Raw genomic sequence first — 8,615 nt, 5'->3', positions numbered from 1 at the left:
AAAAACGCCATCCTTTCCTATGATTCTACAGAAAGAATAACGTATTTTTTCATTTTAGGGGGGATTTTGTTTTATTAGGTTGATAGCGATGGGGTCACATCACATATCCATCAAGTTAAGAAAAGCAATTACCACCAATACGGAAATTTTGTGCATTTTGCTCTTTTTATTGCTTTAGGTTCACTAGTCCTTTTATCTTGATGGACATAGAGCACGGCTCCCTACTATCACTTTTTACCTTGTAAATATATGTTCCATACTATAAAATCTAATAGTATTTATATTTTTCAGAAAAATCAAAACAAAATATGAACTTTATTGTATAATGTTGTAAAAAGATGTCGGAGGGATTTAATGTTAAATACAATATCTCAATTCACAATTAAGCTTTCATCAATTCTTTTATCACTCTTACTATTACTAAATTTACCTTATTTATTTATCACTCAACAAGGATTTACCTTTCAACCAATTTATTTTTTTAATCAGATCGTTACTATGTTAAAACAGGTTTTCTCCCCTGAATCATTAGTAGTTATCGGATCAGACCCGAAATTTGGTAGTTTCAAAAAGACACCATTATTTCCAACTGTTTTAGAACCTTACCTATATTCATTTACTGTATTATTTATAGCCTTTTTTCTTGCGCTCTTTCTATCATCTAGTATGGCATTTTTTTATTTTTTAGCAAAAGATTATATAAAAAAATGGATAAACCGAATTGTGTTCATATTAGAAGCTGTCCCTGATATGATGATGATGATTTGTTTGCAAATATTTTTCATATGGGTACTTCAGAAATTCGGGGAATCTCCTGTCACCATTATTTCTTTTAATGAAAATCGAGCTTATTTACTCCCCATTTTATCTTTAGCAGTCTTACCTACATTACAAATGTTTCGGATGATGGTGTTATACATAAAAGAAGAACATGGAAAACATTACGTAGAGGTTGCATATGGAAAAGGACTTTCATCAAGTTATATACTATGCATTCATTTATTCAAAAATATATCTATCCACTTCTTTCACCATTTAAAAACGATTTTTGTTTTCTTACTTTCTAACTTATTCATTTTAGAATTTGTTTTTAATATGGAAGGCATTATTCAATTTTTATTTAGGAAGGCGTTTGTTTCACCTCCTGCTGCATTTATCATACTCGTCATGATTATTTTACCGTTTTATTCTATTTTTCAAATAATCACTTTTATGATGAATAGATGGAAAAAACAATTGAAAGGAGCAGCTCTATGAAATCTATTTGGAAATCAAAACGCTTTTTAATCGGCTTTACTTATCTTTTCATACTTATTTCAGCTAGTTTTATTTATAGTTGGTTCTTTAAAGATAACATCCCAAAACCTCCTCAGTTACTTTACAATGACAATAACGAATTACTTGGAAAGGCCCCCTTTCCACCATCGTTAATGCCGCCTTTTGGAACTGATCGTTTTGGAGAGTCTGTTTTCTTACAAATTGTAGAAGGAGCAAAATTCACCATTTTATTAGCCGTGGCAATTAGCTTCTTTCGAATTTTATGCGGAACATGTATAGGAATCCTCTTAAGTTTATATGCTCCAAAATTCAAGAAATTTTTCCAGGCATGCTCAGAAGTTTTTTATTATATTCCAACTCTATTTATCGCATTCATACTCATCACGCCCGTTAATATTGTAATCACATCAAATGCTGATAGATTAGATCCAAATATTTCATTTACGTTTTATCAAGTACTCGTACTTATTTTCGTCGCTCTGCCTACACTTTCTTTATATATATCCTCAGAGGTTGATGAATTTATGAAACGAGATTACATTTTAAGTTCACAATTACTGGGTGCTAGCCGTTTTCATATTATCAAAAAACACTTACGAGTCTTATTACTTGACCGCTTATTTGTATTATTTATGGAACATATCGTCCAAACGCTCATCCTCGTTATCCATTTAGCATTGCTTAATATTGTAATTGGCGGGATACAAATGCGTGAACTCTATGACGGAGTGCTCAAACCTGTTTCTCTATCTAATGATTGGGCAGGCCTTATTGGATTAAATCGTTATGAAATGAATCTTTCATGGTGGATTATTTTTTATACTCTCGCTTCATTCTTTATTACGATTCTATTTATTAAGCTTATGACAATCGGGATTCAAGATGCACTGAAAGCAAGAGATTCGCAAACTGTAGCAATTCAATCCGTTCCAGATCATAAAAAATTTGTTAAACATAAAGATTCTTTTTCGTTTGCAAATAAATTAAACCTTTAATCATTTCTCATTAATCGGCATTGATATTAGTGGAATATAAAGAAGATGATCCTTGTTGAATACAGGGATCATCTTCTTTATGCCGTCTAACTTTTTTTAATGTCCTTTGCTAGACTCATGCTTTTTATATTTAAAGTGAATTAATTGCAATCACAATTTTGTTGTTTAAAATCAATTACCATTCGTCCCTGAATTCTACCTTGTTCCATTTCTTCGAATACACCTTGTACTTCATCTAAAGGACAAGTTTGAACAACCGGGACTACTTTTCCTTCTGCACCGAACATAAATGCCTCCTCTAGATCCTTACGAGTACCTACTAGAGAGCCAACTACTTCAATTCCGTCTAGTACAAGTCGTGGAATGTTTAAATCCATAGTTTCTACTGGTAAACCTACCGCAACTACTTTACCGCAGGCACGTACTGCATCAACCGCTGAGTTGAATGCTACTTTAGAAACGGCTGTTACTACAGCAGCATATGCCCCACCAAACTCCTCTTGAACAATCTTATCAGCTGTACCTTGAGTAATTGGGTTGATAGTCATATCGGCACCAACCTCTTTTGCCAAGGCTAATTTGTCGTCATTAATATCTACTGCAATTACCTTTGCACCAAATACATTTTTAGCATATTGGATAGCTAAGTTACCTAATCCACCACAACCATAAATTACGATAGGTTGACCAGGTTTAATATCTGATACTTTAATAGCTTTATATGTAGTTACGCCTGCACATGTAATTGATGATGCTTGAGCAGGATCTAATCCTTCTGGTACTTTCACTGCATAATCAGCTGTAACGATACATTGTTCAGCCATACCACCATCTACTGAATAACCAGCGTTTTTAACTTCACGACAGAAAGTTTCTCTACCAGTTACGCAATATTCACAACGTCTACAAGATTGGAACATCCATGCAATACTTACACGGTCACCAAGCTTAAGTGAAGTAACATCATCAGCAATTTTAGTAACAATACCTACACCTTCATGACCAAGGATGCGGCCATCTGTGTTTCCAAAATCATGATTCGCAACGTGTAAATCAGTGTGGCAAACTCCACAATACTCTACATCTACTAGCGCTTCACCCGAGTGTAACGGACGTAATTCCTTTTCAATAACTTCAATGTTTGCTTTGCTGTTTTTATTAACTACTACTGCTTTCATATGTGATCTCCCCTTTAGTGTTTTAGAGTTTTAATGAGTTTATCTCACAACTACTGTCCTCACTATTTTGGCTAATTATTGTACCAAATTTAAGTGTTCAATCATCATTACAGGTTCATCATAACATGATATTTCATAAGAGAATTGTGAATTTATGAACAATGTTTGAATTATTGCATAAATTGGTTTTTTATTTTACATATGTGAATTATATAGAGTATTTTTAACTGAATGTTTTTAAAGATGAGCGCTTATGAATATAAGTAGGTCGCATTTTTCTACAGGAAAATAAATCAACTACATTTAGGGATTATATAATCAAACTATCCACCAATATAAAAAAGCTCTTCATTTGAAGAGCTTTTTATATTCGCTTCATTGAAATTGTTTCACGTATACTTTGTAAATTTTGCAGTGTTTCCTCCTGTCGTTGCAACGACAAACCCACATACAAAGTATCTAATAAACTAAGCTGCGCTAATCGTGATGAACTTGCTTCCGTACGAAATTCAGTCTCACGCGTCGAAGTATATAGCGTTATATGAGCAAGTTGGCTTAATGCCGATTTTTGATAGCTCGTAATCGCAATAATGCAAGCTCCCCTTGCTTTTGCTACTTCTAATGCTTCCAGTAATCCTTTATTACTACCAGAATGAGAAATTGCAATGACTACTGCTTCTTTTGTAAGTAAACCAGCACCCATAATTTGAAAATGAGAATCTGTATGAGAAATACAAGAAATACCCGTTCTCATAAATTTATGATATGCATCCATCGCAATAATTCCAGAGCCACCATTTCCGTAAAACTCAATTCGGTTCGCTTCTTGCAAAGCTCGTACAGCTTGCTCAAGTGCGGTGTCATTTAACAAATGCAATGTATCTTGCAGTCCTGTAATATGCGAATGAAAAACTTTTTTAGCAACAGTTACCATACTATCTTCTGCTGATACTTCTTCATGAATATTTTGCATCGGTGTATGTACAATTTCACGAGCTAATGTAATTTTCAAATCTTGAAACCCTTGAAAACCAAGGTGTTTACATAAGCGGAATATCGTAGCTTCGGAACTATTCGTAACTTCCGCTAATTCCGTAATCGATTTATGTACAACATCTTGTGGATGTTTCAAAATATGTTCAGCAATACTTCGTAATTTCGGTGATAAACCATTTAACGAAGCCTGAAGCTTTCCAATCCCACTTCTTGTACCAGGCATAGCATATCTTCTCCTTCCATAGTAGCTTTATCCCGTATTAACGGGCAGTAAGACTCCCACCTCAAAATCCGAGGAATGCAAGGGAGTTAGATGGGAGTCTTACTGCCCGTAAAAACCCGATTGGTTCAACTAATAATCAGTGAGGATGGACCCCCCACTGATTAAAGTTTCACTTTATTGTACCTAATTATTGAAAGAAGAAAAACCTTTATTCGGCATCTCTATACATTTTAATTTCTCATATGTATTCTGGCGTAACATGTAACACAATTATTCATATTTATTATTAGTTTCCCCCGTGTTTCACTGCGTATAATGCAGCTTGTGTGCGGTCATCTACTTCCAATTTAGCCAATACGTTAGAAACATGTGTTTTAACCGTTTGTTCTGTAATATGAAGCTCCGCTGCAATCTCCTTATTACTTCTTCCTTTCGCAATTTCACCAAGTACTTCTTGCTCCCTTTTCGTTAACATCGAAAAAGGATTTTCTTTTTCTTTCTTGAATACTGACCGCCCTAATAGCGCAGGTGTTACTTTCGGATGAAAATTCGCATTCCCTTGATATACCGCAACAATTGACGCAACAAGTTGATCTGGCTGTACTTCTTTTAATTGATATCCATCTGCCCCAGCTTCTAATGCTGGCAAAACATAATCTTGTTCTGAAAAACTACTTAACATAAGAATTTTTATTGTCTTATCGTATTGTTTTATACGTTTTGTCGCTTCAATACCGTCCATTTTAGGCATTGATAAATCCATTAATACTACATCTGGCTTTTCTTGTTGAACAAATGTTAGTGCCTCTTCACCATTTTCTGCTTCACCAATTATTTCAAATTCCTCTCTCGTTTTCAAAAAGAATACGAGTCCCCTTCGAACGATATGATGATCTTCTACTAATAGCAATTTAATCTTCACTAAACTTCCCCCTTCAAACCGGTAATTGAATTTCTATTTTCGTCCCCTTTTCCGGCTCTGCTTTTATTCGAAAAATTCCCCTCATTAATTCAATTCGTTCTTTCATACTTTTCAAACCAAGTGCTGACTCTCTTACTTGATCCTGTATAAACCCTATTCCGTTATCTTCTACGTGAAAATGTAACTGGTTATTTTCCATTCTTAAACGAACATTTACCTTTTCACACGAAGCATGTTTTTTACAATTATGTAGTGCTTCTTGACTAATACGCCATAAAACTTCTTCTAGTTCATCTCCAATTGAAACCATTCCATCAATACGAACTTCTACTTGGATCCCTAATAACTTCCCGTAATTTTGAATTGCTTCTGATAAACCTTTTTCTAATCCTTCAGGTCTTAATTGCCAAATTAATAGCGTCATCTCTTGTAATGCTTCTTGCGATAATTCCCCAATATAACTTAACATCTCTTGCAAATCTCTATTTTGCGTCATATTCAGAGTACCTTTCGCTGTTAGCATAATAGAAAATAACAATTGTTTAACTGAATCATGTAAATCACGAGCCAATCGATTTCTTTCAGCTACAACTACGTATTTACGTTCTTTCTCCACTAACTGAATACGTTGTATTGTCGTTCCAATTTGAAATGCAATCGATTCTAATAACGCTAACTCTTCCTCAGAAAAATGAGTCTTATGAGGTGCGGCCACATTTAATAGACCAAATTTCTCTGATCCGGACCTAAGTGGAATTGTCGCATGATGTGTAACATCTTCTGTTTCACCCCAATTACATTCAATCGCATCTTCTATTCGCTTACATTCAATAATATTTGTCGCTTTTTCTAATCTGCCATTCACAAAACGCTCTACACACCAACAGTCTCCTTCACACATCGGCTTCTTCTTTTTCCACGTAAGAGCTGGTGGTAAGTTTTCGTCTACAAGCATACGATGCTTTCCACTTTCATCAATAAAGAATATCCACCCTGTTTGTAAATCCATAACTTGTAATAATGTATGTAAAACTTTTTCTAACATGTCCTGTAAATTCGTTGCTTCATTTAGCAATTCCGCAATTTCTTTTAATGCTTCTAAACGATGCATCTCTTTTTCTTCAAAGTTCATTCTCATCACCAACTATCATTATAACATTAAGAAATTTCTAAATTCTACAAACAAAAAAAGAACCGAATTCCTTCAGCTCTTTTTTCGGAGATATCCCATACATTTCATTCAAATCTGCTGATTTGCAAATCTAAATTCTAAACCAAAACAGAAATTAGCTAGTTTTCATTAACTGTCTGATAAAGATTGTCCCACATGGATATTCTGTAAACTTTCAGTGTTAACGAGCATATTCGCTGCTGGCATTTGTACTTGATTTTTATGGAACATAGACATTAATTCAAATCTTACTTGTCTAGAAGTTTCAAAATAATCTTCTGGCCTAATCAAACCTGTAATACAAAATTCATATCCAACATATTTAAGGTTAGGATTTAAGTCTGTAACCCCAACATATTTAAATGGTTCAACAGCTTCATCATCTACTCTATAAAGACTTTGATCCAATTTTCCATTACAAATAACACATACGTCTTCTAACAATTCCTTAACTCTTGTAGGATCTTCCTGATAACTTACCGTGATGCGTTCAATTACTCGCATCCATCCTTTATTAAAATTTTGTATCGTTCTAATCTCTCCATGTGGTATGGTAAGTAGTTTTCCTGACCATTCACGTATTTGCATAAAACGAATACTAATTTCCTCAATAGTTCCTGAATTTGTTCCATTAAAAGTAACAAAATCGCCAACACGAAACTCTTTGTCCGCTAATCTCGCAAAGCCTAATATGACATCTTTTAGCATCTGTTGCGCAGCAAAACCGATGACAACTCCCGCTATCCCTGCACCTGCAATAATACTTTTTATATCTACAAATTGACTAATTAAATATATGATAAGACTGATGATAATGATATATCTAAAAATAGATCGAATTACACTTTGAATCGTCTGTTCTACCTCTTCATCAAAAAAGCTTGATTTTCTAAAAAACCAATCAATAACGCGGTTTATGACAAAAGAAATAATCATAAGAACTAAAGCAAATAGTAAAAACCTTAAAAGTAAAAACTCCCTTACATAATTAAAAAAATCTTCAGTATACGTTAATACACTCATCTATCCACTTCCTTATTTTTAAAAAATTTCATGCAGAGCTAATCTATTGTAATTACTTATTGATTATCTCAAAATTTGCTTTTGCAACTTTTTCCCCTGACCTTTCATTTTACTTTCTTAACTATGTATTTGTATCCCTAGTTCATCTTCAGCAATATAACCCTTTCATCAATCTTTCAACTTCTGATGCCCTTTTCTATTTACTATAAATATACCCTTTTTAATAATCTAAAGGGAGATTACAATAGAAATTTTTATAAACAACTTTGTAATACTCACCTCGTTCAAAGGAATACATTCACATAACACCGAATAGTTCATTTGATACTTTTTTCACGGAGGTTACAATTTATGGAATATATCAAAGAACTAAGAGAAATTGTTGGATCAAGACCACTCAATTTAGCAGGAGTTGCTGTAGCTGTTTTAAATGATCAAGGACAAATATTACTACAACAAAGACGAAATGGCATGTGGGGTGTTCCTGGAGGTTTTGTGGAACTTGGTGAATCCACAGAAGAAGCCGGAAGACGAGAAGTGCTTGAAGAAACAGGTATTGAAATTGGTACACTTCAGTTAGTAAGTGTACTTTCAGGTAAAGAGTTTTTTGTGAAATTAGCGAACGGAGATGAATTTTATCCTATAACAATCGCTTACCTTTGCAAAGATATTAAAGGTGGCTTGCTAAAAGCTGATGGAGTTGAATCATTACATGTACAATTTTTTGATTTAAATGGGCTACCAGAAAACATTAGCCCGTTCATTAAAAAGTTAATTCAACAGCAAGTCGTTTCTATTTAAATGTGAAAAAGAGACCTTTTTAAAGGCC

8 protein-coding genes are annotated in these 8,615 nt (G+C 33.9%); 3 read left to right on the top strand and 5 right to left on the bottom strand.

Annotated elements, in window-relative coordinates; translation table 11 throughout:
• Nucleotides 1-354: 354 nt before the first annotated feature.
• Nucleotides 355-1,257 (top strand): ABC transporter permease subunit, encoded by a 903-nt coding sequence (locus ACFWDE_RS23255; protein WP_377894986.1) that lies wholly within the window; start codon nucleotides 355-357, stop codon nucleotides 1,255-1,257.
• Nucleotides 1,254-2,273 (top strand): ABC transporter permease, encoded by a 1,020-nt coding sequence (locus ACFWDE_RS23250; RefSeq protein WP_377894984.1) that lies wholly within the window; start codon nucleotides 1,254-1,256, stop codon nucleotides 2,271-2,273. The genes ACFWDE_RS23255 and ACFWDE_RS23250 overlap by 4 nt, the downstream gene beginning before the upstream one ends.
• 140 nt (nucleotides 2,274-2,413) lie before the next feature.
• On the opposite strand, the gene adhP is transcribed toward ACFWDE_RS23250, so the two are convergent.
• The 5 genes from adhP to ACFWDE_RS23225 all read right to left on the bottom strand — a co-directional run bounded on the left by adhP (nucleotide 2,414) and on the right by ACFWDE_RS23225 (nucleotide 7,786).
• On the bottom strand, nucleotides 2,414-3,451 hold the full coding sequence (adhP, locus tag ACFWDE_RS23245; protein ID WP_377894981.1) for an alcohol dehydrogenase AdhP: 1,038 nt from the start codon (nucleotides 3,449-3,451) through the stop codon (nucleotides 2,414-2,416).
• Nucleotides 3,452-3,815: 364 nt separating this feature from the next.
• Nucleotides 3,816-4,670 (bottom strand): MurR/RpiR family transcriptional regulator, encoded by an 855-nt coding sequence (locus ACFWDE_RS23240; protein WP_377894979.1) that lies wholly within the window; start codon nucleotides 4,668-4,670, stop codon nucleotides 3,816-3,818.
• A gap of 286 nt (nucleotides 4,671-4,956) precedes the next feature.
• On the bottom strand, nucleotides 4,957-5,592 hold the full coding sequence (locus tag ACFWDE_RS23235; RefSeq protein ID WP_377894977.1) for a response regulator: 636 nt from the start codon (nucleotides 5,590-5,592) through the stop codon (nucleotides 4,957-4,959).
• Between the two features lie 13 nt (nucleotides 5,593-5,605).
• Nucleotides 5,606-6,724, bottom strand: coding sequence for a GAF domain-containing sensor histidine kinase (locus ACFWDE_RS23230; protein ID WP_483861753.1), 1,119 nt, complete (start codon nucleotides 6,722-6,724; stop codon nucleotides 5,606-5,608).
• A gap of 168 nt (nucleotides 6,725-6,892) precedes the next feature.
• On the bottom strand, nucleotides 6,893-7,786 hold the full coding sequence (locus tag ACFWDE_RS23225; protein ID WP_377894975.1) for a mechanosensitive ion channel family protein: 894 nt from the start codon (nucleotides 7,784-7,786) through the stop codon (nucleotides 6,893-6,895).
• A 351-nt stretch (nucleotides 7,787-8,137) separates the two neighbouring features.
• Here ACFWDE_RS23225 and ACFWDE_RS23220 point away from each other — a divergent pair, with 351 nt between their 5' ends.
• Nucleotides 8,138-8,587 (top strand): NUDIX hydrolase, encoded by a 450-nt coding sequence (locus ACFWDE_RS23220; RefSeq protein WP_377894974.1) that lies wholly within the window; start codon nucleotides 8,138-8,140, stop codon nucleotides 8,585-8,587.
• The last annotated feature ends 28 nt before the right edge of the window (nucleotides 8,588-8,615 follow it).

The sequence above is a fragment of the Bacillus sp. NPDC060175 genome (assembly GCF_042728695.1).
Lineage (GTDB): Bacteria > Bacillota > Bacilli > Bacillales > Bacillaceae_G > Bacillus_A.
This window is presented reverse-complemented; position numbering and strand designations above follow the sequence as displayed.

Excerpts from the sequence above, each read along its gene's own strand:
- ACFWDE_RS23255 (WP_377894986.1), top strand. The coding sequence starts at position 355 with ATGTTAAATACAATATCTCAATTCACAATTAAGCTTTCATCAATTCTT.
- ACFWDE_RS23250 (WP_377894984.1), top strand. The coding sequence starts at position 1,254 with ATGAAATCTATTTGGAAATCAAAACGCTTTTTAATCGGCTTTACTTAT.
- adhP (WP_377894981.1), bottom strand. The coding sequence starts at position 3,451 with ATGAAAGCAGTAGTAGTTAATAAAAACAGCAAAGCAAACATTGAAGTT.
- ACFWDE_RS23240 (WP_377894979.1), bottom strand. The coding sequence starts at position 4,670 with ATGCCTGGTACAAGAAGTGGGATTGGAAAGCTTCAGGCTTCGTTAAAT.
- ACFWDE_RS23230 (WP_483861753.1), bottom strand. The coding sequence starts at position 6,724 with ATGAACTTTGAAGAAAAAGAGATGCATCGTTTAGAAGCATTAAAAGAA.
- ACFWDE_RS23225 (WP_377894975.1), bottom strand. The coding sequence starts at position 7,786 with ATGAGTGTATTAACGTATACTGAAGATTTTTTTAATTATGTAAGGGAG.
- ACFWDE_RS23220 (WP_377894974.1), top strand. The coding sequence starts at position 8,138 with ATGGAATATATCAAAGAACTAAGAGAAATTGTTGGATCAAGACCACTC.